The 22,662-nt window shown below is 41.4% G+C and carries 20 protein-coding genes; 10 read left to right on the top strand and 10 right to left on the bottom strand.

Features of this window, described 5'->3' with window-relative positions:
* Positions 1-11 precede the first annotated feature (11 nt).
* Together QZ574_RS05950 and QZ574_RS05945 are read left to right on the top strand one after the other, a co-directional pair.
* A complete protein-coding gene (locus QZ574_RS05950) occupies positions 12-617 on the top strand; it encodes a hypothetical protein (protein ID WP_297087796.1) in 606 nt (201 codons plus the stop codon).
* Complete coding sequence (locus QZ574_RS05945) at positions 614-1,492, top strand: hypothetical protein (RefSeq protein ID WP_297087794.1); 879 nt, start codon at positions 614-616, stop codon at positions 1,490-1,492. The genes QZ574_RS05950 and QZ574_RS05945 overlap by 4 nt, the downstream gene beginning before the upstream one ends.
* 53 nt (positions 1,493-1,545) lie before the next feature.
* On the opposite strand, the gene QZ574_RS05940 is transcribed toward QZ574_RS05945, so the two are convergent.
* Positions 1,546-2,265, bottom strand: coding sequence for a nucleotidyltransferase family protein (locus QZ574_RS05940; protein ID WP_297087792.1), 720 nt, complete (start codon positions 2,263-2,265; stop codon positions 1,546-1,548).
* A gap of 69 nt (positions 2,266-2,334) precedes the next feature.
* The gene (locus tag QZ574_RS05935; protein ID WP_297087788.1) at positions 2,335-2,778 is read right to left on the bottom strand and encodes a DUF4293 domain-containing protein; all 444 of its coding nucleotides are present in this window, start codon (positions 2,776-2,778) and stop codon (positions 2,335-2,337) included.
* Between the two features lie 180 nt (positions 2,779-2,958).
* Here QZ574_RS05935 and QZ574_RS05930 point away from each other — a divergent pair, with 180 nt between their 5' ends.
* Entirely contained in the window at positions 2,959-5,694 is a 2,736-nt protein-coding gene (locus QZ574_RS05930; RefSeq protein WP_297087786.1) for a 2-oxoglutarate dehydrogenase E1 component, read from the top strand.
* Between the two features lie 11 nt (positions 5,695-5,705).
* Positions 5,706-6,947: a 2-oxoglutarate dehydrogenase complex dihydrolipoyllysine-residue succinyltransferase gene (odhB, locus tag QZ574_RS05925; protein WP_297087784.1), complete on the top strand. Its 1,242-nt coding sequence runs from the start codon at positions 5,706-5,708 to the stop codon at positions 6,945-6,947.
* A 52-nt stretch (positions 6,948-6,999) separates the two neighbouring features.
* Here odhB and QZ574_RS05920 read toward each other — a convergent pair whose 3' ends face one another.
* On the bottom strand, positions 7,000-7,422 hold the full coding sequence (locus QZ574_RS05920) for a hypothetical protein (protein ID WP_297087782.1): 423 nt from the start codon (positions 7,420-7,422) through the stop codon (positions 7,000-7,002).
* 72 nt (positions 7,423-7,494) lie between these two features.
* Here QZ574_RS05920 and QZ574_RS05915 point away from each other — a divergent pair, with 72 nt between their 5' ends.
* Together QZ574_RS05915 and glyA are read left to right on the top strand one after the other, a co-directional pair.
* Complete coding sequence (locus tag QZ574_RS05915; RefSeq protein ID WP_297087780.1) at positions 7,495-7,662, top strand: hypothetical protein; 168 nt, start codon at positions 7,495-7,497, stop codon at positions 7,660-7,662.
* A 139-nt stretch (positions 7,663-7,801) separates the two neighbouring features.
* Entirely contained in the window at positions 7,802-9,082 is a 1,281-nt protein-coding gene (gene glyA, locus QZ574_RS05910; RefSeq protein ID WP_297087778.1) for a serine hydroxymethyltransferase, read from the top strand.
* Between the two features lie 130 nt (positions 9,083-9,212).
* Here the strand turns inward: glyA and QZ574_RS05905 are convergent, their stop codons facing one another.
* Positions 9,213-10,379: a serine hydrolase gene (locus QZ574_RS05905; protein ID WP_297087776.1), complete on the bottom strand. Its 1,167-nt coding sequence runs from the start codon at positions 10,377-10,379 to the stop codon at positions 9,213-9,215.
* Positions 10,380-10,514: 135 nt separating this feature from the next.
* Between QZ574_RS05905 and QZ574_RS05900 the strand changes: the two genes are divergently transcribed.
* Complete coding sequence (locus QZ574_RS05900) at positions 10,515-11,276, top strand: sulfite exporter TauE/SafE family protein (protein WP_297087774.1); 762 nt, start codon at positions 10,515-10,517, stop codon at positions 11,274-11,276.
* Positions 11,277-11,396: 120 nt separating this feature from the next.
* Complete coding sequence (locus tag QZ574_RS05895) at positions 11,397-12,317, top strand: GTP-binding protein (RefSeq protein WP_297087772.1); 921 nt, start codon at positions 11,397-11,399, stop codon at positions 12,315-12,317.
* On the opposite strand, the gene QZ574_RS05890 is transcribed toward QZ574_RS05895, so the two are convergent.
* From QZ574_RS05890 to QZ574_RS05865, 6 genes are all read right to left on the bottom strand, one after another.
* Positions 12,314-13,246, bottom strand: coding sequence for an AEC family transporter (locus tag QZ574_RS05890; RefSeq protein ID WP_297087770.1), 933 nt, complete (start codon positions 13,244-13,246; stop codon positions 12,314-12,316). The genes QZ574_RS05895 and QZ574_RS05890 overlap by 4 nt on opposite strands.
* Complete coding sequence (locus QZ574_RS05885) at positions 13,234-13,836, bottom strand: beta-phosphoglucomutase family hydrolase (protein WP_297087768.1); 603 nt, start codon at positions 13,834-13,836, stop codon at positions 13,234-13,236. Before QZ574_RS05885 ends, QZ574_RS05890 begins: the two co-directional genes overlap by 13 nt.
* Before the next feature lie 107 nt (positions 13,837-13,943).
* Positions 13,944-14,675, bottom strand: coding sequence for an SIMPL domain-containing protein (locus tag QZ574_RS05880; RefSeq protein WP_297087766.1), 732 nt, complete (start codon positions 14,673-14,675; stop codon positions 13,944-13,946).
* Between the two features lie 4 nt (positions 14,676-14,679).
* Positions 14,680-16,404 carry a cellulase family glycosylhydrolase gene (locus QZ574_RS05875; protein WP_297087764.1) on the bottom strand — a complete coding sequence of 575 codons (1,725 nt, stop codon included), beginning with the start codon at positions 16,402-16,404 and terminating at the stop codon, positions 14,680-14,682.
* 5 nt (positions 16,405-16,409) lie between these two features.
* Complete coding sequence (locus tag QZ574_RS05870; RefSeq protein WP_297087762.1) at positions 16,410-17,720, bottom strand: carboxypeptidase-like regulatory domain-containing protein; 1,311 nt, start codon at positions 17,718-17,720, stop codon at positions 16,410-16,412.
* Positions 17,717-18,307 (bottom strand): sigma-70 family RNA polymerase sigma factor, encoded by a 591-nt coding sequence (locus tag QZ574_RS05865; protein ID WP_297087760.1) that lies wholly within the window; start codon positions 18,305-18,307, stop codon positions 17,717-17,719. Before QZ574_RS05865 ends, QZ574_RS05870 begins: the two co-directional genes overlap by 4 nt.
* A 114-nt stretch (positions 18,308-18,421) precedes the next feature.
* Between QZ574_RS05865 and QZ574_RS05860 the strand changes: the two genes are divergently transcribed.
* Positions 18,422-20,275 carry a von Willebrand factor type A domain-containing protein gene (locus QZ574_RS05860; RefSeq protein ID WP_297087759.1) on the top strand — a complete coding sequence of 618 codons (1,854 nt, stop codon included), beginning with the start codon at positions 18,422-18,424 and terminating at the stop codon, positions 20,273-20,275.
* A gap of 117 nt (positions 20,276-20,392) precedes the next feature.
* Entirely contained in the window at positions 20,393-22,513 is a 2,121-nt protein-coding gene (locus QZ574_RS05855) for a S9 family peptidase (RefSeq protein ID WP_297087757.1), read from the top strand.
* Positions 22,514-22,662 lie beyond the last annotated feature (149 nt).

The following is a 22,662-nucleotide window of genomic DNA, read 5'->3' as shown; positions in this document are numbered from 1 at the left end:
ACGATTACGGGATGAAAATCTACTCGCCACTGTTTGTAATACTACGTGTTATTATTTACGCACTGATTATGTTTGGTATTGCCGAAGCCATTTTTTTTGATGCGGCACACCCGATGGAAGATGGTTATTTTGGCGAAATTACTCTTACCGAAATAGGGCAGGAGCTAATTTTATTTGTGCTGTTTGTTTTTTACCTGTTTATGGCGTTTAAATGGAAGCAAATACGAACGGTAGCTAACTTTATTGCTTTGTTTTTTCTGATGGCTTTTATTCGCGAATTTAATTTTCTGCTGGAAAGCTGGATTTACCCCGTGTTGGTCGTTTTTGCTTTTTTGGTTTGGTTAGTTATCCGTGACTTCAAAAAAATAAAACAATCAAGCATCGCTTTTTTTTCCTTGCCACCGGCCCACTGGTTTTTAGCCGGCTTTACGGTTACCCTTGTTTTTAGTCGCCTGATGGGGCGTTCGAAGTTTTGGCGCCTCTTATATCACGACGAAAGTTACCGCCTGGCCAAAGCTGCAACCGAAGAGGGTCTTGAATTAATGGGAAATACACTAATGCTGATTTCAGCCATTGAACTGCTGCTGTATTTTTATATCGAAAAAAGAAAAGCATGAAAGTTTGTGGTTTTACCTTTATCAGAAATGCTGAGAAATTCGACTTCCCAATTGTTGAAGCAATTACGTCGGTTTTACCCATTTGCGATCATTTTGTTGTTGCCGTTGGTAACTCGGATGATCATACCCGAAAAATTATTGAAGAAATAGCGCCCGATAAAATTACGATTGTTGATACGGTTTGGAACGAACAACTGCAAAAGGGAGGCTTTATCTATGCCGACGAAACCAACAAGGCTTTTGATGCTATCCCCAGCTTTTACGATTGGTGTTTTTACATTCAGGGCGATGAGGTGCTGCACGAAAAATATTTGTCGGGGGTAAAAAAGGCGATGGAGGCCAATCTTAAAAATGAAGCGGTTGACGGTTTTTTGTTTGGTTATCAACATTTTTACGGAACCTACGATTATGTGGGCGATTGCAGGCACTGGTACCGAAATGAAATCAGGATTATTCGAAATAACAAAGCTATTCGCTCGTATAAAGATGCCCAGGGCTTTCGCAAAAACGGACAGAAATTAACAGTTGTACCGGCAGAAGCAGAAATTTATCACTATGGTTGGGTACGCCACCCCCAGTTTATGCAGGAAAAAATAAATGCAGTAAAAGCCTTTTACGATGACATCTCAGAGGATGAAGCGCAAGAAAAAGCAGCTGCAGATGAATTTAATTACCATGCTGAATACGATGCCCTGGCCAAATTTGAAGGTACGCATCCAATGGTAATGCGTAAGCGTATTCAACGTTTAAACTGGAAGCTCGATATCGATACCACCAAAATAAACATGAAATTAAAATACCGTTTGCTCTATCGGTTCGAAAAACTTTTTGGTATGCGTTTGTTTGAATATCGTAACTATAAGATGTTGAGGTGATTGTGGTGGTGTTTATGCCCTTTTTAAATTGGGTAGATGCCGATATCATTGCTTTAGCTGAATAATTTCCTCGCGTCCTCCAATTGTGCCGGCTTGCCCACATCCATCCACATTGCCGACTTATCAAAAAAACCTTTTATTTGATGCGTTTTTGCTGCTTCAAGGTACACCTGAACGATAGAAAAACGATCAGTGGCCGGCATCATATCAAAAATTTCAGGCTGAACAATATGTATGCCGCTGAAAGCCATTTCTGTTGCTTCATTAAAATGTTCAGACCTTGATATCTTGCTTTCGCCGGTTTTTTTATTAAACCAGCCAACCAGGTTTTTTTGCTTGTCGAATTTGAAATACCGTTGTGTTTCGCGTTTTCGAACAACCAATGTTGCCAATGCCCCAGATGCTTGATGCTCTGCCTTTAGAATATTTAAATCAAGGTTGCTTAGTATGTCAACGTTATAAATTAATATGGGCTGATTTTTTGAAAACAATGGCGCTGCCTTTTTTAATCCGCCACCGGTTTCCAGTAGTTTTTCGCTTTCGTCTGAAATTAATACCGGAATCCCCCAGTCTTTACTTTCAATAAAAGCGATTACCTGTGGGGCAAAATGGTGAACATTAACAACAATTTTGCTCACTCCCTCGTGTTGAAGTTTTTCAATAGCCCTTTGCAACAACGTTTTTCCACCAATATTAACCAGAGCTTTTGGTTTTCCAGCCGTTTCTTGCTGTAAACGTGTTCCCAACCCGGCGGCGAAAATCATTGCTTGCATTTCAACTGATTTTGTATTGAAAATACTAAGCTGGTAGTCTGAAGTCACCAGCTCAGTGTATAATAGAAATTATCTTATTCGATCCAGGCTGCGCACCAAGGCTTCATCTTTACCAATGGCGCGAATGGCAAGCCAGTCTAAAATTATGGCAACAACAGGCAGTGCAACTGCAACTTTAAAAGCAACTTTTGCTTCTTCAAAACTGGCATAAGTAAAGTAAAAAAACAGACCGGAAAGCCCTAACATTAGCAGCATGCTGAATCCTATAATTCGAATTTGAAGGATACGCTTTTTGAATAAGAACAGTGCCACCAGGTGAAGTACTGCAATAATTCCAATCAGAATCATTAGAGGTAAACCGCTGTGAAGCAATTCTTCGTCTTTAAAAATGCCAAATGCATTAAAAATATGCAGTTCGTCGTTAACGATAATGTCGGCAAATTTTTGAACATATAGCGAGCCGATAAGCATACCGGCAACCAGAATAAACAAAGTCTGTATTCGTTGAATCATTGTTTTAAATTTTCAGCAAAAATAGCCAATCCAACTATTTCTCAAAATCAAATCCTTTAGTGATGGTTAAAAATCGTCAGGAAAGACTAAATTTGGTTGTAAAAAACAGTGATACTGCTAAACAATAAAAATAATGCATTGTTTCTTCTGTATCATATAAAAGTTAATTAAAAATCAACTATGGATAAATTTTCGTCTGTGGGAAACCAGGAACTCGAGGCGATCGAAAACCTTTACCAGTCTTATCTTCATGATCCTGAATCGGTAGACAAGAGCTGGCAACAGTTTTTCTCGGGTTTTGAACTGGCCCGAAAACATTACCCCGAAAAACCAACAGGGGTAAAATTAGACAATATCGATAAGGAATTTGCCATTTTAAATCTTATTCACGGTTATCGTCAGCGCGGACACTTGTTTACGCGTACAAACCCTGTTAGGGCTCGACGTACTTATACGCCAACACTGGATATTGAGAACTTTGGATTGGAAAAAGCAGATCTGGAAAAGACTTTTCAGGCAGGTAATGAGATTGGCATCGGACCTGCAAAATTAAAAGATATTGTTGCTCATTTAGAAGATACCTATTGCCGATCGGTTGGTGTTGAGTATGTGTACATGCGAAAGCCCGAAGTGGTAAAGTGGTTGCGCGAGCGAATGGAAAGTACAAAAAATTCGGAACCCTACTCTGATGAAAAACGCAAGCATTTTTATTACCACCTGAAACTTGCGGTTGGATTCGAGAACTTTATCCATAAAAAGTTTGTGGGGCAGAAACGTTTCTCGCTTGAAGGAGCCGAAGCACTAATTCCGGCACTTGATGCGGTTATTGAACGCGGTGCCGAACTGGGAATGGAAGAGTTTATTTTGGGAATGGCACATCGTGGCCGATTAAATGTCCTTGCCAATATTCTTGAAAAACCTTACCAAAATATTTTTAAGGAATTTTATGCTACCGAATACGAGGATGATATTGCACAGGGTGATGTAAAATACCACCTGGGCTACGAGAATGAGGTGGTAACCGATTTTGGCAAAAAAGTAAAATTGAAATTATTGCCCAATCCATCGCATCTTGAAACAGTTGCCCCGATTGTGCAGGGAATGGTACGTTCGCAAATCGAATACGAATACCAGCGCGATTACAGCAAAGCTGCGGCCATTGTAATTCATGGCGACGCTGCAATTGCCACGCAGGGAGTGGTATACGAAACCGTTCAAATGGCGCAGCTGCCGGGCTATAAAACCGGTGGTACCATTCACCTTGTTATTAACAACCAGGTAGGATTTACAACGCCATACCTTGAGGCACGGTCGAGTACTTACTGCACCGATGTGGCAAAAGTAACACGCTCGCCCGTATTCCATGTAAATGGCGACGATGTGGAGGCTTTGATCTGGACCATAAAACTGGCAATGGAGTTTCGTCAGAAATTTCAATCGGATGTATTTGTGGATATATTGTGCTATCGTAAATACGGACACAACGAAGGAGACGAACCGCGTTTTACCCAACCCATGTTATACAAAGCCATTGCCCGCCATAAAAATCCACGCGACATTTATGCCGATAAGCTCAACGAGATGGGAATTCAGTCGCATGAAGAATCGAGGGAGAAAGTTCGGGAATTTGATCAGTTTTTGGAAGGAAAATACAAGGAGTCGGAGAAAATTGAAAAGTTGCAGATTCGGAAGTTCCTGGTAAAAGATTTCGAAAATTATGAAATGCCGTCAAAAGCCATTTTTAACGAACCTGTTGAAACAGGTGTTGGTGAAGAAACCATTTTAAGCATTGCCGAAAAAATAAACACTTTGCCTAACGATCTGCCATTTTTCAAAAAGGTAAATCGCATAATTTCCGACCGGAAAATGATGCTGCACGACAACCGTTTGGACTGGGCAATGGGCGAATTGCTCGCCTACGGAACATTGGTTGCGGAGGGGCACCCGGTACGTTTAAGCGGGCAAGACAGCGAGCGCGGAACTTTTGCTCACCGCCATGCCGCCTTTATTATTGAAGGAACTGAAGACAAATACTTTCCGTTGAAGCATATTGCTGAAAATCAGGCCAGGTTTAAGGTGTACAATTCTCCTTTATCGGAGTATGCCGTTATGGGGTTTGAATACGGTTATGCGTTATCAGAGCCTAATGGTTTAACGATTTGGGAGGCTCAGTTCGGTGATTTCCACAATGTGGCACAGGTAATTATCGATCAATACCTAACTTCTGCATTCGAGAAATGGGGACTGATGAATGGCCTGGTGTTATTTTTGCCACATGGTTTCGAGGGGCAGGGGCCCGAACATTCATCGGCTCGCCTTGAACGTTTCCTCGAATTGGCTGCCAACAACAATATTCAAATCGTATTGCCAACAACGCCGGCTAATATGTTCCATTTGTTGCGTCGTCAGGTAAAAATGAAAATGCGCCTGCCATTGGTGGTGTTTACACCCAAGAGTTTATTGCGCCACCCTATGGTTACCTCAAAAATTGAGGAGTTTGCTGAAGGGTATTTCCAGGAAGTTATTGATGACCCGGTGGCAGAGCCGGAACTGATTGAGAAAATTGTTTTTACCTCCGGAAGGTTGTACTACGATTTGTTAAAACACAAAAACGAAAATGGAATAAACAATGCAGCCATTGTTCGAATGGAACAGTTATATCCGATCCCAAATAAACAGATTGCAGCGATACAGAAAAAATATTCGAATGCAAAAGAATTAATTTGGGCGCAAGACGAACCTGAAAACATGGGGGCATGGCCATTTATTAACCGTAAACTGGATTGTGTTGGATTTAGGGTAGTTGCTCGCCCTGAAAGTGCCAGCCCTGCAGTTGGTCTGATGGATAAACACAAAAAGGGCCTCGACCTGATTTTGCAATCAGTATTTGAAGAAAAAGAAGTTGTAGCGTCATAAAAAACCAAAGTATGTTTATTGAAATCAAAGTTCCCAGTCCGGGAGAATCGATAACCGAAGTTGAAATTGGCAATTGGCTTGTTGAAGATGGAGCTGTAGTTGCCAAAGATCAGGAAATAGCTGAAGTAGAATCGGATAAAGCCACACTTACCATCGTTGCCAGCGAAGGTGGAAAAATTGAAATTAAAGCGGCCGAAGGCGAAGCCGTTGAAGTGGGTGCCGTGGTGTGTATCATAGATACCAGCGTTGAGGCCCCTGCTGCCGCACCAAAAACTGCGCCTGCTGAAGAAGAAGCGAAGCCGGAAAGCACAGCAGCAAAAACTGAAGAGAAACCGGCGGTGTCGGTGTCGGTTGAGCACGACAAGGTAAAGGTTACCTCGGTGGCCAAAGAGGTAATGAAAGAGCATGGCTTATCGGTTGATGATGTGATTAATGGTCTGAAGCGCCTCGGGAAAAAAGAAGTGGAGGCCGTGGTTAATGCACCGCAAGCTATATCGCCTGCTATACCGCAAAAAGAAGCCACACGCGACGAAGAACGTCAGCGTATGTCGAGCCTGAGAAGGAAGTTAAGTGCGCGCCTTGTTTCGGTGAAAAACGAGACAGCAATGCTTACTACTTTTAACGAAATTGATATGAGTTACGTAATGGAATTACGTAAAAAATATCAGAATAAATTTGTTGAAGCACACGGGTTTAAAGTAGGCTTTATGTCGTTTTTTACCAAAGCCGTTGCCATTGCCATGGATTATCACCCAATGGTAAATGCGCAAATTGATGGTGATGAAATTGTAATGCCGAAGTTTGTTGATGTAGGTATTGCTGTATCAACACCAAAAGGTTTGATGGTGCCAATAGTGCGCAATGCCGAAAGTAAATCGGTTGCCGCAATAGAGTTGGAAATCAAACAACTGGCCGAAAAAGCACGAAATAAAAAAATTACGGTTGAAGAATTAAGCGGTGGTACTTTTACCATTACCAACGGAGGTGTATTTGGCAGCTTGTTGTCAACGCCGATTATTAATCCTCCGCAATCAGGTATTTTGGGTATGCACAATATTGTTGAACGCCCTGTGGCGATTAACGGTCAGGTGGTAATTCGCCCGATGATGTATGTGGCATTATCATACGACCACCGTATTATTGATGGAAAAGATTCGGTAGGATTTTTAGTTAAAGTGAAGGAGTTGATTGAAAATCCGGAACGGATGTTTACCGGCGGAAAAGATGCCGGCGAGCTTTTGTTAGGAATTTAAAGTCCTCAAAAAAATGCCATCTGAAATAATTCAGATGGCATTTTTTTTTGATTTATTGTGGTCGTCCACCGGGGCCACCACCTTGCCCGCGACGCGAACGCCTTTCTGCTTCAAAAGCTTGGTATTTCTCCCACTGTTCATCCGACAAAATTTCCTTCACTTTTGCATTTTGTTCTTCACGGGCCTGCATCATTGCTTCGCGCATACTCTCACGGTCGCCATCACCGTTGCGCATCTCTTCGCGCATATCCATCATGTTTTTCATGCCTGCCGAAAGTACCTCGCGCATTTTTTCTTCCTGATCGTCGATAAATACAAGTATTTTGTTTAACTCCTCTAATTGGCGGTTTACCATTTCTTCCGGGTTAAAATTTCCGGGGCCCTGTGGTGCCGATGAGTTATTGTTATTGCCTTGTTTACAGGCGCTTAGCAAGGTAATTAATGCTAACATCAATGGAAATATAAACTTCTTCATCTGCTAATTAATTTTTTTGTTGTTACAAGTTAACTTTATTACCAATGGATTGCTTTTTACCCTAAAGGTTTAATGGGCTGTAAAAGTTTTTTTAGAATTAAAAACCTCGCTACAGACTGGCAGGGATTGCAGCGACAGCTTGCCAAAAAACAGTTTGCACGTGATGCCCGACGGACAGGAGCGAACCAGGAGAGCTACCTGCGTGGCGTTGGCAGAACCGCAAACTGTTTGGCAACTTAAGCGGAAAGCCCGTTAGCCAGCCAAACCGTTTTATCTTAATTCTTTTAAAATTCTCCTGAAAACTATATTTAATGAACAAGGCGCTGAATTAAAATGTATTAACTTTGGCATTCATATTTAAAATAAATTCAGTTACACGATGAAGAGAGATACTTTGGTTTTTGATATTATCAAGAAAGAACACCAGCGCCAGTTGGGCGGAATTGAATTGATTGCTTCGGAAAACTTTGTGAGCGAACAGGTTATGGAAGCAATGGGTTCGGTAATGACCAATAAATATGCTGAAGGTTACCCCGGAAAACGTTATTATGGTGGTTGCCAGTTTGTTGACATGACCGAGCAATTGGCCATCGACCGTATTAAAGAATTATACGGGGCTGTTTGGGCTAATGTGCAGCCACACTCGGGTGCGCAGGCCAACGCGGCGGTGTTAAGCGTAATACTAAAACCGGGTGATACTTTTCTGGGGCTTGATTTGTCGCATGGAGGCCACCTTTCGCATGGTTCGCATGTAAACTCGTCGGGTATTTTATACAAGCCTGTTGCCTACAAGGTGAAGGAAGATACCGGAATGGTTGATTACGAAGAAATGGAAGCGCTGGCAAACGAGCACAAACCAAAACTGATTATTGGTGGTGCATCGGCCTACAGTCGCGAATGGGACTACAAACGTATGCGCGAAATTGCCGATAGCGTTGGTGCATTGTTTATGGTAGATATGGCACATCCGGCTGGTTTAATTGCTGCCGGTTTGTTAGATAATCCGGTTAAATACGCGCACGTTGTAACATCAACTACACATAAAACCTTGCGTGGGCCGCGCGGTGGTATTATTCTTATGGGCGAAGATTTTGATAACCCATGGGGAATTACAACCCCAAAAGGCGTGGTGCGAAAAATGTCGTCGTTGCTTGATTCGGCAGTTTTTCCGGGGCAGCAAGGCGGACCACTCGAGCATGTAATAGCAGCAAAAGCAGTTGCATTTGGCGAAGCGCTGGATCCATCGTATAAGGAATATCAGGCGCAGGTGAAAAAAAATGCGGCAGTAATGGCGCAGGCTTTTGTTGACCTTGGGTACAAGGTTATTTCGGGCGGAACCGACAACCACTCGATGTTGATTGACTTACGTACCAAGTATCCTGAAATTACGGGTAAAATTGTTGAAAATACGATCGTGAATGCTGAAATAACCATTAATAAAAACATGGTTCCGTTTGATAGCCGTTCACCATTCCAAACGTCGGGATTACGCGTTGGTACACCGGCCATTACAACCCGTGGCGTAAAAGAAGATCTTATGCCTGAAATTGTTCAGTTAATTGACGACTGTATTGCCAACATCGATAATGATGCTTACATTAAAGCTGTTGGTGAAAAAGTTCATGCCATGATGAAGGATTTCCCTCTTTTTGCCTATTAGATAATAGAAAATAAATTATTGATGGGGCCAGTATTTTTATCTGGTTGTATTGAATAAATTAGTAAAAACGAAGCCGAAAAAACTGTTTGATTTTTCGGCTTCATTTTTTTTAATCTAAGTTTCTGCTAGCTTATTCCCATGCATCATTATAGGCATTGTAAATGGTTTGTCGTAAGGATGCGCCATCTTTAAGTTGAACTCCCTGGCAATTCATAACCACAACACAATCAATACCGGTCGACGGGAAAATTACCACTTGTGTTCGTACACCTTGCGTTTCACTGGGATCGTCGCTGTTTCCAATAGATCCGTTTTTCCCATAATAGGAGCCATTAATCTCTCTTGATGGATCTTCGCGATCCATACCAAAACGATTTGCTTTCATAATATCGCGTTGCTCCTTGGTTACCAATAGTTCTGTATGTTCGAAATAGGCATTAACTTTTGCCATTTCAATGGCAGTCATAAAATAACCACCACCTCCACACCATTTATTCCAATCGGCATAATAAACACCTTGTCTGTTTAAAGCCGGATCATCAACATGATAGTACAATGTGGCAGTACTTCTGTCTTCTGGCGTGCATGTAACATTGGAAGATCCGGTAACATTAAAAATGTACTCTTGCATATAAAAACGATACCAGTACTGCGTATCTGCATCACTCTCAATATCTATATTTAAAGCAGGTATCGCTCCTTTTAACAAGGAAGGAATAAGTATTCGGAAGAGGGCAAAATTAACATTCAGATACTCGTAGGTTTTTAGTTTAACCACACCGGTTTCAATGCAGTTTTTAATTCCATTGTAGCTTAATGTATTGTCGAAATCGGTATTTACACTTTGAAGTCCTGATTGTTGTTTTAAAAGGTCGGAAAAACTCAGATTGTTAATTGCAGGTCCGGGATTCCATGAGTCCGGAAGCCAGTCATCAATAATCGCATTTTCGTCTAAATCATTCATCTTTAGTAATTGCATAACAGCAATTGCTGTATAAAACTTGGTAACACTTGCAATATTTATTTCTTTGTTTAAAGTGAAATTTATATTGTTATCATCAGCTGTTTGCGCTTTGCCTGAAGCGAATGAACGTTCTAACTGACCATTGTGGCTGATGGTATAAGCCCAGGCAACAGGTTCTTTGCCAGATGCTGTGATATAATCAACAAGGTTGGCTTCAAATTTATCGAGCTGAAAAACCGGTAAATTTGTTTGTAACTGGTTGTTCGATTCATTACACGACGCCATAAAGAAAAGGGCTATTACAATTAACAAATACTCAATACTATTTTTCATTTGAGAAGACTTAAATTAGAAGATATAAATGTCTTTAATTAAAACATTGTTTAACAAAAAAGGTTCCGACCAATCAATGGCACTTTCTTTCATCGAATTTTGTTTTCTTTGCCGCTTAACTAAAATACAAGAGAATTGGAATTAGAGTGGTATATTATTTTGGCGCTGGTAGGAACAGGCGTAGCCGCCGGTTTTATTAATACTACGGCAGGGGGCGGATCGATGTTAAGCATTCCGTTGTTAATGTTTATCGGGCTTCCGGCAAATGTGGCAAACGGAACCAACCGTATTGCCATTGTGTTGCAGAATATAGTTGCGGTAAGCACATTTAGAAAAAAGAAAATTATAGATTTGAAAACCGACTACCGACTAGCCTTGCCTGCAATAGTTGGAGCTATAGCCGGTGCTTTTATAGCTGTAGAAATAAATGTTGATCTGCTTAAAAATGTAATTGCCGGATTAATGGTAGTCATGCTTTTTGTGGTAGTGCTAAAACCCGAAGCCTGGGTAAAAGAAAAAGCCGGTAAGGTTCATGCAAAACCAAGCCTGCTGCAGTATGTAATTTTCTTTTTTGTAGGTGTTTATGGTGGTTTTATTCAAATGGGAATAGGTTTTTTTATGCTGGCAGCATTGGTTTTAGGGGCTGGTTTTGATTTGGTTAAAGCCAACGCTATAAAAGTATTTATCGCTCTTTTATATACCATTTGTGCGCTCGCGATATTCTTTTACCATAAACAGGTTGATGTGGTAGCCGGGCTTATTCTTGCCGTAGGAAATATGATTGGTGCCTGGCTGGGTGTTCATTTCCAGGTAAAAGGCGGTGCAAAATATGTACGTTATGTACTTATTGGTGCCATGGTAATTGTTATTCTTAACCTTTTGGGAGTGTTTGGCTAGCTGACCCCGGGCATAGAGTAGTAGCAAAGATCGCAAATTTGTATAATGCTAAAGAATAATTTTCAATCTTTAAAGAATTCAACCGGAAGCAGGCTGATTAATAAACTACATTAAATTATTTTGAGTAGAGAAACCAAAATACCGGTAACCATAATAACAGGCTTCCTGGGAGCCGGAAAAACTACTTTTATTAATTATTTGCTGAAACAGAATCAGGAGCTGCAGTTTGCATTGGTTGAAAACGAATTTGGCGACGTACCTATTGATACCAGACTGATAAAGGGAGTAGACGCCAGCCAGATGTTTGAATTAAAACAGGGCTGCATATGTTGTACCATTACGGATGAATATGAATTGGTTTTAAAAGAACTGGCAGAACGATTCCCAAATGTAGAACACCTGTTGATTGAGACTACGGGAATAGCCGATCCGGCACCGGTAATTCAACCCTTTTTTGCCGATAAAATGCTTCGGGAAATATATCGTTATAACGGTACTGTTTGTTTAGTTGATGCCCTGAATTTTACAAATCACCCGGAGGAGGAAATAAGCATAAAACAATTAAATGTTGCCGATCTTATTCTTTTAAATAAAACTGATGGAGTAGACCGCATCAATGTGGATGAAATAATGAAAAAGCTTCATCGTTTAGCTCCTTTATCTGTAATTCAGGCAGCATGCTTTGGGAATGCCGGCCCGTTAAATCTCGACAATATACAACAGCGCATATTAAACGAGTATACCTTGCTAACTTACGCAAACAGCCACAATACAATTCAAACAAAAACTTTAACATTTAAACAAGCCATAAATAAGGCCGATTTTGTTTATTGGCTGGAATACACGCTTGATATTTATAAAAATAAAATATACCGATGTAAAGGTTATTTGTGTTTTGAGAATGAACCTTTTGAATACATTTTACAGGGAGTGGGTGGGCGTTTTCAGCTGGAAGAAGGAGAATTGTTGCTGAATGCAGCTGAAAGCCAGGTAGTTTTTATTGGGAAACTCGATAACCTGCCGCTTGAATTTGAGCCTTAATTATTCATCCAAACCATCCACAGCGGAATAATAAATACAGAAAGGATGGTGCCTAAAACGACTATTCGCGCAGCTAATTTCGACTCCAGTTTATATTGAACCGTAAGCACGTATGGTGTTAGGCCAAGTGGCATGGCGGCATCAATAATCGAGGCTTTTGTCAGTTCCCCATCCATCCCAACTGCTTTCAGGTAAATGTAAAATAGGAACGGGAAAAAGATCATTGTTGTACATACCAAAAGAGCTACTGTGTACCAATCGCGTAGTTTCCCGATTTCCTGTTTCCCAAGGAAAATACCAAGAGCAAACAACACCACTGCTGTAACCGAGTTGGAGAAAATAGTTATGGTTTGTTCCACTACTTGGGGGAGTCTTATCCCAAAAATAACAATGGCAATGCCAATAAAGACGGATAAAAGCAACGGGTTTTTTGCCAGGCTTAGTGTTAGTTTTTTTATGCTGGTTTGTTCTTCGCCATAGGCTTCCACTAAAATAATTCCGAGCGTAAGCAGCCAAAACAGATAAATAGCCGAAATAATAGCTGCAACCGGCAGAATAGCATCGCCAAAGGCATTTTGCAACACCGGAATACCGAGGTAAGCTATATTGCCAAAGGGCAAAATAAGAAACAAGGTGCGTAGCATCGATTGTTTTAACTTTAGCAACTTTGCCACCGGAAACGCCAGAAGCATGCAACAAATGTTGTAAACCGAAGTGTGAATAATAAGCTGGATAAACGAATTCTCACCCGTTTCAAGTGTCATTAACGAGGCAATAACAAGTGCCGGAAAGCCAATGTAAAGTGCATATTTGTTTAAAACTTCAATCCAGGCAGGAGTGCAAACTTTCGATCGTGAAAAAACGGTTCCCATAGCAATAACCAGGAACAAGGGTGCAACCGTTTTAAGTGCAACTATTAATGTGCCCATTCGCCGTAAGCAATATGTTCGCGAACATCGGTAACAAACATGCCGGCTTTTTTAGCTGCTTCAATTCCCAGGTCGCCATCTTCAAAAACCTGGCAGTATTTTGGTTCAACACCCATTAAGCGGGCACACTCCAAAAAGGTTTCAGGCTCAGGTTTGTGTTTTGTTACATCGTCGGCCGATACAATGGCATCAAAAAGATGGGTGATTTTATGGGCGCCCAGTTGTACTTCGGCACTGCGCCTGCTGGCACCTGTTCCAACCGCCATCGGTAATTTGCCGTGGTAGTTTTTTACAATAGCCATTACCTCCTCAACGGGTTCAAGCAAATGGTCGAGTTCCCAAAACGACTCCTGTTTCATTTTTACCAAATTTTCAGGAGTTTCACTTACGCCATAACGCTCAATAACGTGTTTTGCAAATTCAATGGTTGGACGACCTGTCATATCATGAATAATCTGTGGATCGAAATCAAAACCAAATTTATCACCTATCATTTTCCAGGTTTTAATGTGTACCGGAAGAGAATCGGAAAGTGTTCCGTCCAGGTCGAAAATAAGCGCTTTTGCTTCAGGATGTACTGTAATTGCCATTGTTTAATTTATTTGCCGATAAAAGTAACACAACCAAAAAACAGGCGGAAAGTTCAACACCTCATCTTGCAAAATTTAATTAACTGATAAAAAAGCTTCCCAACTATTTATTCATTAATATACCACGAAATAACAATGTTGGTGCGCATTTCTTTTTCGTCGGGCGAGAGCACCGAGGTAATTCCGGCATCGGCTTCGCGCGCCATTGGCATCATACCGCCACTCATCAGTTCCATGTTTTTATTGTAAGGGCCAATCATGCGTGGTTCGCCATATTCTATTGCTTTTATTTTGCCCAATTCAACCTGTGTAGTTGCTGCAATAACATCCGCTTTTTGTCGGGCATCCTTAACCGCCAGGGCAATTAGTTTTTCTTTTACCGCCTCCATTTGTTCTTCCGATAGTTCGAAGCTCAGATTGAAATTCGATTGCAGGTTATCCTTAATCAGTTCGAATATCTTATCGTTCTTTTTATAATCTTTTTTGGTACGAATGGTAATCGGAATGTTTGCCTCGTAGCCGTCGAAAACCGATTTTCGCAACTCCTGACTGTATTTCTGCACCTCCCGGATGGAATAGCTGCCGGCTGTAATAAGGTCATTGTCAATGCCATTTTTTGCAAATAGTTTTTTTATTTTATCCATTTTTTCTACCGATAGTTCGGCACATCTGGTATAGTTCTCATCTTTAACACTGAAATTTACGGTAAACGAAAGTTCTTCGGGAAAAAGTTTTACTGATGATTTTCCTTCAACAGTAATAACTCCGGTGTGACTGTTTTGTGCAAACCCAAGTGCAACAAATGCAAGTAGTACAATGCTTAAAATTGTTTTTTTCATCTCGTTATTTTTTTATGATTTTTATGCTTTCTCGTTTATTCTGACTGCTCAGAATAACAAAGTACATGCCAGATGGAATCTTATTCAATTGAATTGTATTGAGTTGCGGAGCAAGCCGTGTTTGGAGTAGCGTTTGGCCGTTTGTATTCAGAATAGTAAGCTGTTCAAAATTATTAAGGTTCATAATATTTAGCTTTTCGTTAAGCGGATTAGGAAAAACCAGGCTTGATGAAAGCTGTTCGTTATCAACCGCTGTAGGATACTGCAACGCTACCTTTTCAAGTAGAACGTATTCAATGCTTACATCAGGTATGTCAGTTCCAAGATCAAAAACTATACGGGCTGTATTGTCGGTGGTTGTCATATCAAAAATAAATGAATACACTTTAAAGGTATCGCTAAGGCTTATGTTGTTATAGCCACTATACGAGTTCCACGGCGATACACTCATACCCACATACGAAGTGGCGTTTCTGTTTTGTTTGGCTTTTGCCTTAAAGGTTAAGCGGTATTTTTCTCCGGCCTGTAAGGCTAAATTGTTTTTGGCGAGTTGAATGTGCCAGCCTTCGGTGCCTTTTTCGCTAATGTTAATTTCCAGCGCACCAGCGCTCAGGGAGGCTTCAGCAAGCGCTCCGTTGTTGGCATGTAGCTGCCAGTCGCTTATGGTTTTTATAAATTCTGAAGAATAAACCGGCGTGCCTACATAGCTGGTGGGGTTGGGCAGTTGCCGGGTAAGCAAAGCATCAATAAGTTCCGGGTTAAAGCTTGAGCTTGCAGGGTTGTAAATGCCAAAACCGGCACTAAATTCCCAGTAGGCCCAGCTCCATCCCTGCGACTCAATAAAGCGTGCAAGGTAGGTGGTCCAGCGAACACGCGAGGCCAAATCAGCTTTGTTGTACGCGCCAAATTCGCCAATGTGCACCGGAATACTTTTTTGCAATTCAATTGCTTTTAAAGGGGCAAAATCATTTTGTACCACCCGACGTTCGGTTTCCGTGTCGTTCCATTCAGTTCCGAGCCATGCTTCTGCTCCTTCACTCCATTCTGCCCCCTGGTGGGTAAACGTAAAAGGATTGTAGTAATGGGCGGTAAGAATAATATTTTCATCATCGGGGAGTTGCAATTTTTGCAAGCCTCCCAATCCGCCGTATTCGGCAGTGCCAATAAGAACAACGCGTTCGGGATTGCTTGTTCTGATGGTTCTTAAAGCATCGGTCAGAAAAGTATTCCACTTTTCAGCAGTAAGGTTGCCGTGTGGCTCATTTAACACTTCAAAAAGCAGCGAATCCGGATAATGAGAAAAATATTCCGAAATCTGTTTCCACTGGGCCAGGAATCGTGCCTTTTGGGCTTCAGGGTTTTCATACAAGGCCTCGTGATGATGCATGTTTATAATGGCGAACAAACCATTATTTAGTGTTGAGTCAACCACCTGTTTTATTCGCTCCAAAAAGGCCTCATTGATGGTGTAGGGAGCTGTGGCTGAACTTCGGCTTTCGGGCTCCCAGCGAATGGGAATACGCACATGGTTGAATCCGAGTTCGGCTACCAATTGCGGATAATGTGGACGCCAGGGATTGCCCCAGTCGGTTTCGCCGGGAGCTTCAAACATATTGCCAAAATTAATGCCTTTCCCCAGTTGTTCGTTAATTAAATATGCTTTCTCGCGGTTTTGCGCCGAGCTAAAAATAGTGAGAAGGAGACCTAAAAAAAGCAAGCTTTTTCGCATGTGCATTAATTTGACTGGTTTTTAAAAACAATTCGCAGTGTAACAGTTGATGCAGTTTTTTTATTATTCTGATAGCGAGGTGTCCATTTGGGGCCGTTTTTAACCATATTTTTTGCCAGGTTGAAGTAGTGCGCTTCGGCTTTGTTCAGATTTTCAAACGAAGTTATTTGTCCATCTTTTTCAACCCTGAAACTCAGTTTAACAATTACTTTTTTAGCATCGCTATTGGCGGATAAAATTGCTTTTGTTTTAAGGTAGGTATTGTATTCTTTCATGCCGCAAACCGGTGTTGCTTCTATTGTTTCCCGGGAGTCTGCCACCTGGCTTCCAGTTATGTTTGCTGCTTTTTTCTCTTGCTTGCCAAAGCCCACCACTACTACTTCGTTAAGTGCTACTTCGTTGGCCTGCAGTGCAACAATATGTGCGGAATCTGTGGTCAGGTTAAACTCCTGTGTTTCCATTCCAATAAAACTGGCAATTACCGGGTTGCTGTCGTTTTTTAGCTTTAAGTTGAAACGACCTTCTATATCGCTGATTGTTCCGTTATCGGTGCCCTTCTCAACAAGCGTAACCCCGGGCAGTGGCATTCTATCGTCAGCCGAAACCACCGTACCATGCACTTGTGTTGCTTCTTTGGTTTTTTGAGCTGCTGCACCTGGCTTTGCAATAAGCTCCGGGTTTTCTTCTTTGTCGCTCATCTCCAGTGTGATTTCGTTTGACTCCGGGAGCTTGGGAGCTGCAGTAATTTTAGCCTTGGGTACCTCTTTTTCAGGAGTGCTTTTTAAAGCTTTTGCTTCGGTAATTGGGGGCGTTGGTTTACCAGCATCATCGGCATCTTTACGCTCAGCTGCTACAGGCAAAGTAGCTTTTTCAGTTTGGATAGGTTTTGCAGCTTTGCCTTTTGGTTGTTCAGCTTCAGTGGCTTTCTTTCGAACCATTATTTCAGGTTCGGTGGGTTGTTCGGCAGGGCCTGGCTTGTTTTCAAAATTTTCCTCAATACGCGTTTCGCTTAACTTTGGAGCAGGTTCCTCTTGCTTAAGCTGCATCCAAATTATACCCGAAGTCAGCAGTAGGAGCACCGAGGCCGCAGCTGCAAAATAAGGCATGGTTTTTTTTGGTTTTTGTTTAATTCTGTCTTCAATTAAACCGGTGTCGGAAGTAGTTGCGGCATGTGCCATAAAACCATCAACAGCATCAGCTAAAAACGCATCTTTTTGCATTTCTTTTTCAAATGCATTGCGCTCTTTGTCGCTCATCTTATCTTGCAGATAGCGGTTGATTATTTTTTTGTCGATATGTGTTTTTCTGTTGCTCATTTTTTAGCTTCCAAACAAATCTTCAGGTTGCGTTTTCCGTTTTGTATCAGGCTTTTAATTTTTTTGATTTCTGTTTTTAATTCCTCAGCAATTTCACGGTAGCTTTTCTGCTCAAAATAAAACAAACGAATACATTTTTTTTGCTCCGCTTTTAGTCGCTCTATGCAGGCGGCCAGTGCTTTTTCTGTCTCTCCGCTGTTGTCATCGCTATCTATAGGATGCAATTCTGTTTCATTTTCCATAAAAGCCGAAAGTTCAGCCTCGCTGTCGCTTAAAATAATTTGGCCCGGCTTTGTTTTGCGCAGCTGCATTAAACAGTAATTTTTGGTAACTACGTATAGCCAGCTTTTAAAGTTTTTTATGTTGTGATTGCTAATTTCTGTCTGCAGCTTTTCATAAATCGAAATTACGGCATCTTCTGCCATGTCGGGTGTTTTTAGGTATTTTAAACAAACCCCGTGAACCAGGTGCATGTACCTTTTGTACAACTCGCCAAGGTAGTCTGTTTCCTGTTTTTTCTGAAACAGTATAAGCAATTCTTCGTCGCTCAGCTTCTGTATATTTCGGTAAAAAAAGGTAAGCCGCATGTTGGTTTAAAAATCACCTAAAAGTAAGATAATTCAGTTTTATTAAAAATTTTTTATGGAATTCATCTGCGTTGAGCATCCTGTAAATGAATTCAAAATTTAAAACTCAAAATCATGAGACAAATTATTTTAACACTGGCCTTGCTTTTTGCCTTCTCGGGAATAGCACTGGCAACAGAACAACGAACAATATCAGGAACAATTAGCGACCAGATGGGAAGTCCTTTACCCGGTGTTACGGTAACAGTTGAAAACACCCAACGCGGAACAGTTAGCGATATTAACGGTTATTACAGTATTTTGGTGAATCCCGGAGATAGAAAACTGGTGTTTTCGTTTGTGGGCATGGAAACCCAAAAAGTTCGGATAAGCAATGAGGCCATTGTAAATGTGCAAATGCTTAACTCTGCTGTTTCATGCGACGAGGTTGTGGTAGTAGGTTTTGGTAAAAGCAAACATCGCGAAACAATGGGGGCAGTAACAAGGCTTAAAAAAAGTTTTATTTCTCCTGCATTTTCAATGATAGAGCCCGAATGGAATACCGAAAATTACGCAGGCATAAGTGAAAATGGTTTTAAAAATGTGCAGATAAATCCACTATCAACCTTTTCGGTAGATGTTGATAATGCTTCGTATGCCAATGTGCGGCGTTACCTTAATTCGGGAACCTTACCACCCATTGATGCAGTACGTATCGAGGAAATGATTAATTATTTCAGTTATGATTATGCCGAGCCAAAAGGAGAGCATCCTTTTAGTGTAAATACAGAAGTGGCGCTATGCCCGTGGAACAATGAACATTACCTGATGCAAATTGGATTAAAAGGAAAAAGCATTGACAAAAGTGAATTGCCACCATCAAACCTGGTGTTTTTATTTGATGTTTCCGGCTCGATGAATGCACCCAATAAGTTACCCTTGCTGAAACGGGCTTTTAAAATGTTGGTAAACGAGTTACGCCCAAACGACAGGGTAGCCATTGTTGTTTATGCGGGAGCAGCTGGTAAGGTGCTCGATTCTACACCCGGAAACGAAAAAACGAAAATACTTACTGCCCTTGAAAAACTTAGTGCAGGTGGCTCAACTGCCGGTGGAGCAGGTTTGAAGCTGGCCTATAAAATAGCTGCTCAAAATTTTATGGAAGGTGGTAATAACCGAATAATTCTGGCTACTGACGGTGATTTTAATGTTGGTGTTTCAAGCACTTCAGAAATGGAACGCCTGGTGGAAGATCAACGCGAAAGTGGCATTTTTATGTCGGTACTCGGTTTTGGAACCGGAAATATTAAAGACGATAAAATGGAAACCATCGCCGATAAAGGAAATGGAAACTATGCTTATATCGATAATATTCAGGAAGCACGCAAAGTATTTGTGAGCGAGTTTGGCGGAACGCTTTTTACTATTGCCAGTGATGTAAAATTTCAGTTGGAATTTAATCCTGAACAGGTAAAAGCCTATCGGCTGGTGGGTTACGAAAACCGTTTGTTAAACGATGAAGATTTTAATGACGATAAAAAGGATGCCGGCGAGATAGGAGCAGGACACACCGTTACCGCGCTTTACGAAATTGTTCCGGTTGGAGCTGAAACCGATGCACCTCCGGTTGATGCATTAAAATATCAGAAAAACAGAATGCCGGCAGAAGGTGCTTTGAGCAATGATTTGTTAACCGTAAAATTGCGCTACAAAATGCCTGACGAGAAAAAAAGCAATTTGTTGGAAGTTCCCGTAATCAGTCAGTTAACCGAAAAAACATCTGATGATTTTCGCTTTTCGGCAGCTGTTGCATCTTTTGGGATGTTGCTCCGCAAGTCTGAATTTGTGGGAACATCAAACATTCATTCGGTAATTGAACTGGCTGAAGGAGCAAAAGGTGCCGACCACGAAGGTTACCGGAGCGAAATGATTCGTTTAATTAAAACAGTAGGCGATTTGCAACTGCTTTCAATAAACGAAACGGATTAGGTGGATTGCAATAATTAACAGGGATTTCGCTTTTCGAGAATGGAATCCCTGTTATTTCTCATGTTCGGATAAAAAGAAGTTTTGCTACTTTCGTCGTTTAATTTTAATCACGAAAAAATGCGTCACCTAATTGTTTTAATTTTTCTTTTTATAAGCACAGTTGTTTTTGCCCAAACCAAACAAATGAGCCTCGAGGATGCGGTGTATGGCCGTTATACCTATTTACGACCTGCAGGTTTATCGGGCTTGCAATGGCAAAACGATAAACAGTTTACTTACATTGAAAACCGCGAATTGCTGGCAGAACAGGTGAAAACAGGAGACAAAAGCACGCTTATTTCTTTAGATGAGTTGAATGCCATAACAGGTGACGAAATGAGTAGGATTCCTGCTTATCGCTGGTTAAATCCGTCGGAGTTGCTGCTAACTACAGCCATGAATTTTTATGTGGTTAATCCTGTTGAAAAAACAGCCTATTCGGTTGATTTAATTGAAAATGCCGAAAATGCTGTTTTTAATGCCGAAGGTAAGTTTGCCAGCTTTACCCGCGAAAATGATGTATGGATAGCTTTCGAAAATGGCAACTATAAACAAATTACTACCGATGGCGGCAGTGGCATTGTGAACGGGCAGTCGGTTCACCGCAACGAGTTTGGCATTTCCGGTGGCCTCTTTAATTCGCCCAAAGGTAGTTTTGTGGCATTTTACCGCAAAGATGAAAGCATGGTAAAAGACTATCCATTGGTGGATTATATGGCCCGCCAGGCTGAACACAAACCGGTTAAATATCCCATGGCAGGTATGAACAGTCACCATGTTACATTGGGGGTTTACAACATTGCAACTCAAAGTACTGTGTTTTTAAAAACAGGCGAACCGTTCGATCATTATTTGACTAATGTAGCCTGGTCGCCCGACGAAAAATATATTTACCTGGCAGAATTAAACCGTGCCCAAAACCATATGCAACTTAATTGTTACGATGCCTTTACCGGCGAAAAGGTTAAGACCTTGTTTGAAGAGCAGGCAGAAACTTACGTTGAACCGTTGCATCCAATACGCTTTTCATCAGTAAATACAAACGAGTTTTACTACCTGAGCCGACGCGATGGTTGGTTTCATGTATACAAATACAACACTGATGGCACTTTGCTGAAGCAGCTCACAAAAGGAGAGTGGGAGGTAACAAATATACTTGGCTTCGATAGCAAAGAAAATACCCTTTTTATTGAAGCAACAATCGACGATCCGTTGCAAAAGAAAGTGTGCAAAGTAAATGTAAAAACCGGAGCTGTTGAAAAGCTGACCAGCGAAAGTGGCATGCATGCAGGTGTTTTAAGTCCCGGTGCTAATTACATTTTAGATCGGTGGTCGGGAACCAACGTGCCGGGTAAGGTTGATTTGCTATCGGTAAAAGGCGATGTGCTGCGAACAGTTTTTGAAGCAGATGATCCTCTAAAAGACTATGAGTTGGGCGAAAACCGCCTGGTGTCGATAAAAACAAAAAACGGGAAACACGATTTGCACGGCAGGATTATTCTTCCCGTTGATTTTGATCCGGCTAAGAAATACCCGGTGGTGGTGTACGTTTATGGAGGGCCACACAGCCAGTTGGTTAATAAAGGCTGGCACAACCAGGCGCGCTGGTGGCAATACTACATGGCATCAAAAGGTTACATCGCTTTTACACTTGACAACCGCGGAACAAACAACCGCGGACGCGATTTTGAAACTGCCATTCACCGTCAGTTGGGCGTGTTGGAAACCGAAGACCAAATGCAGGGTATTGAGTATCTTAAAACGTTACCTTACGTTGATACTGAAAGAATTGGAGTACACGGCTGGAGCTACGGAGGCTTTATGACCTTAAACCTTAAACTTAAACATCCGGATGTATTTAAAGTGGCCGTTGCCGGTGGACCTGTGGTGGACTGGAGTATGTATGAAATTATGTATGGCGAACGCTATATGGACAGACCCTATGAAAATCCGGAAGGCTATAAAAATTCGGACATGTCAAATTATGTGGAGAATCTGGATGGGAAACTGATGCTAATTCATGGGGTGCAAGATGCAACAGTTGTAATGCAACATAGCATGAAATTTTTACGCGAGTGTGTAAAACAAAACAAACAGGTCGATTTTTTTGCCTATCCGGTTCACCCGCATAATGTTCGCGGAAAAGACCGTGTTCATTTAATGGAAAAGGTTAGTTTGTACTTTTTCGAGAATTTATAAAAATGCCTACAGTCCATGATTCGCGGGGTGACGATGTTTGCAATTATAAAGTTACCCCGCGAATTGTTTTAAGGCCTAACAACTTTTTGCATTTAATTGTATTGGCAGGCATCCTGTTTTAAATGAAATCCTATTTTTGCGTATCATTT

Source organism: uncultured Draconibacterium sp., from assembly GCF_913063105.1.
GTDB lineage: Bacteria > Bacteroidota > Bacteroidia > Bacteroidales > Prolixibacteraceae > Draconibacterium.
Note: the sequence above shows the minus strand (reverse complement) of the source record. Positions and strands in the feature narration are given on the sequence as shown.

Coding starts and splice junctions, on each gene's coding strand:
- QZ574_RS05905 (WP_297087776.1), bottom strand. CDS start 10,379: ATGAAAAATAGTATTGAGTATTTGTTAATTGTAATAGCCCTTTTCTTT.
- QZ574_RS05855 (WP_297087757.1), top strand. CDS start 20,393: ATGCGTCACCTAATTGTTTTAATTTTTCTTTTTATAAGCACAGTTGTT.
- QZ574_RS05950 (WP_297087796.1), top strand. CDS start 12: ATGAAAATCTACTCGCCACTGTTTGTAATACTACGTGTTATTATTTAC.
- QZ574_RS05940 (WP_297087792.1), bottom strand. CDS start 2,265: ATGCAAGCAATGATTTTCGCCGCCGGGTTGGGAACACGTTTACAGCAA.
- QZ574_RS05915 (WP_297087780.1), top strand. CDS start 7,495: ATGGGCTGTAAAAGTTTTTTTAGAATTAAAAACCTCGCTACAGACTGG.
- QZ574_RS05865 (WP_297087760.1), bottom strand. CDS start 18,307: ATGCGGCTTACCTTTTTTTACCGAAATATACAGAAGCTGAGCGACGAA.
- QZ574_RS05870 (WP_297087762.1), bottom strand. CDS start 17,720: ATGAGCAACAGAAAAACACATATCGACAAAAAAATAATCAACCGCTAT.
- QZ574_RS05880 (WP_297087766.1), bottom strand. CDS start 14,675: ATGAAAAAAACAATTTTAAGCATTGTACTACTTGCATTTGTTGCACTT.
- QZ574_RS05885 (WP_297087768.1), bottom strand. CDS start 13,836: ATGGCAATTACAGTACATCCTGAAGCAAAAGCGCTTATTTTCGACCTG.
- QZ574_RS05935 (WP_297087788.1), bottom strand. CDS start 2,778: ATGATTCAACGAATACAGACTTTGTTTATTCTGGTTGCCGGTATGCTT.
- QZ574_RS05945 (WP_297087794.1), top strand. CDS start 614: ATGAAAGTTTGTGGTTTTACCTTTATCAGAAATGCTGAGAAATTCGAC.
- QZ574_RS05875 (WP_297087764.1), bottom strand. CDS start 16,404: ATGCGAAAAAGCTTGCTTTTTTTAGGTCTCCTTCTCACTATTTTTAGC.
- glyA (WP_297087778.1), top strand. CDS start 7,802: ATGAAGAGAGATACTTTGGTTTTTGATATTATCAAGAAAGAACACCAG.
- QZ574_RS05930 (WP_297087786.1), top strand. CDS start 2,959: ATGGATAAATTTTCGTCTGTGGGAAACCAGGAACTCGAGGCGATCGAA.
- QZ574_RS05890 (WP_297087770.1), bottom strand. CDS start 13,246: ATGGGCACATTAATAGTTGCACTTAAAACGGTTGCACCCTTGTTCCTG.
- QZ574_RS05860 (WP_297087759.1), top strand. CDS start 18,422: ATGAGACAAATTATTTTAACACTGGCCTTGCTTTTTGCCTTCTCGGGA.
- odhB (WP_297087784.1), top strand. CDS start 5,706: ATGTTTATTGAAATCAAAGTTCCCAGTCCGGGAGAATCGATAACCGAA.
- QZ574_RS05920 (WP_297087782.1), bottom strand. CDS start 7,422: ATGAAGAAGTTTATATTTCCATTGATGTTAGCATTAATTACCTTGCTA.